Origin of the sequence: Flavobacterium anhuiense (assembly GCF_004151235.1) — a bacterium.
GTDB lineage: Bacteria > Bacteroidota > Bacteroidia > Flavobacteriales > Flavobacteriaceae > Flavobacterium > Flavobacterium anhuiense_A.
Window position 1 is genome coordinate 1 of sequence record NZ_JUIV01000038.1, and the last position, 2,427, is coordinate 2,427.

The window sequence follows — 2,427 nt, forward strand, 5'->3', positions numbered from 1 at the left end:
CGTCAGATCCTTTGACTTATTCAGCACAAGGAACTTATACTATTAACTGGACTTTTAACGACGGTAACGGAAATACAGAAACTGCTGCTCAAAAGGTAATCGTTAAAGACACCCAGAAACCTGCAAAACCAATATTAGCCGATGTTACGGGGGAATGTTCTGCAACAGCAACGGCTCCAACAACCACAGACAACTGTGCAGGAACAGTAATCGGAACAACTTCCGATCCTTTGACTTATTCAGCACAAGGAACTTATACCATTAACTGGACTTTTAATGACGGGAATGGAAATACAGAAACGGCCACCCAAAAGGTAATTGTTAAAGACACCCAAAAGCCTGTAAAACCAACATTAGCCGATGTTACGGGGGAATGTTCTGCAACAGCAACGGCTCCAACAACCATAGACAACTGTGCAGGAACAGTAATCGGAACAACTTCCGATCCTTTGACTTATTCAGTACAAGGAACTTATACTATTAACTGGACTTTTAACGACGGTAACGGAAATACAGAAACGGCCACCCAAAAGGTAATCGTTAAAGACACCCAGAAACCTGCAAAACCAATATTAGCCGATGTTACAGGAGAATGTTCTGCAACAGCAACGGCTCCAACAACCATAGACAACTGTGCAGGAACAGTAATCGGAACAACTTCCGATCCTTTGACTTATTCAGCACAAGGAACTTATACGATTAACTGGACTTTTAATGACGGTAACGGAAATACAGAAACGGCCACCCAAAAGGTAATTGTTAAAGATACCCAGAAACCTGTAAAACCAACATTGGCTGATATTACAGGAGAATGTTCTGCAACAGCAACAGCTCCTACGACTACAGATAATTGTGCAGGAGCGGTGATTGGAACAACGACAGATCCTTTGACTTATTCAGCTCAGGGAACTTACACCATTAATTGGACTTTTAATGATGGGAACGGAAACACAGAAACAGCGACTCAAAAGGTAATTATTAGTGATATTCAGAAACCATCAATCACATGCCCAGTAGTGGTAGTGGTTTCGGCAGATGCCAATTTATGCGCAGCATCAGGAGTTGTTTTAGGAACGCCAACGGTATCAGACAACTGCACCGGAACTGTAACGGTAACAAATGATGCGCCATCAAGTTTTCCAATCGGAAACACGACTGTAACTTGGATAGCAAAAGATGCAGCAGGAAATACACAGACCTGTACGCAAACGGTTAAAGTAATTGGAGCTATTGAAGCAAATGATGATACAATTTCTTCATCAGATGGGGTTATTGGAGGGACTGTTATTGCTAATATTTTTGATAATGATATTTTAAATTGCAATGAAGTAAGCAGAATTGATATTGATGTAACATTAACTAGTTCTTTACCTTCAGTATTAAATTTCAATGATACAGATGGTTCAGTCTCAGTTAAACCAAATACGCCAACAGGCACTTATACTTTTGACTATTCAATTTGTGAAATTGCGAACAGCGGAAATTGTAATTCAGCTACTGTAACAATTAAAATAGTAAATGATTTAGTTGCTGTTAATGATAATTTCGGAACAAAAACTTCAGGAACGTCAGCGGCAACTATCGGAAATGTAAAATCAAACGATACTTTAGATGGAGTATTTGTTACGTCTGGCAACACAGTAGTTACCATTGACAGTGACGGACTATTGAGCGTTGATGCAAACGGAGACGTTACTCTAGCTGCAAACACGCCAAGCGGAACATACAGCATTATCTACGAGATCTGCGAGAAAAACGCAAACCCTTCAAACTGTAAAAAAGCAACAGCAGAGGTTAAGGTTGTAAATACAATAGACGCAATAGTAGATACGATTGCTCCAATAAATGGAAACATTGGCGGAACAACAATATCACTAGTAGAAAACGATACGCTAAATGGTGATAAAGTTGCAATTGGAACTAATTCACAAGAAGTGACGATCAATATTGTAGGCACTTTACCATCTGGACTAACATTAAATCCATCTGGAACTATTACAGTAGCTCCAGGAACTCCAAAAGGAAACTATAGTGTAGAATATATAATTTGCGAAGTAGGGGCAGTTCCAGCAAACTGCGATTCAGTAACTATCACGGTACCGGTTACGGCAGGAAATCTTGTAGCGAATGCAGATGAAATTCCATCAGTTTTAGGATCGAATGCTCCTCAGACATTAGGGAAAAATGTTTTTGATAATGACACTAAAAATGCTCAGCCGTTAGACCCAGCAGATGTTACGCTGAAAACTACGGTTGCAGATCCAAAAGGATATCTGACTGTAGATGCAAATGGAAGCATTGTTTTAGGAGCTAATCCGCCAGCTGGAACTTATGAATTGACTTATGAAATCTGCGAAAAACTGAATCTGGACAACTGCAGTTCAAACACTGTGAAAGTAACAGTTGGAACTCCAGTAATCGATGCGG

The 2,427-nt window shown here is 40.0% G+C and carries 1 protein-coding gene; it reads left to right on the forward strand.

Annotation, left to right across the window (positions count from 1 at the left end; translation table 11 throughout):
* A partial coding sequence (locus NU08_RS22135; RefSeq protein ID WP_129749193.1) for an HYR domain-containing protein occupies positions 1-2,427 on the forward strand: 2,427 nt, incomplete at both ends.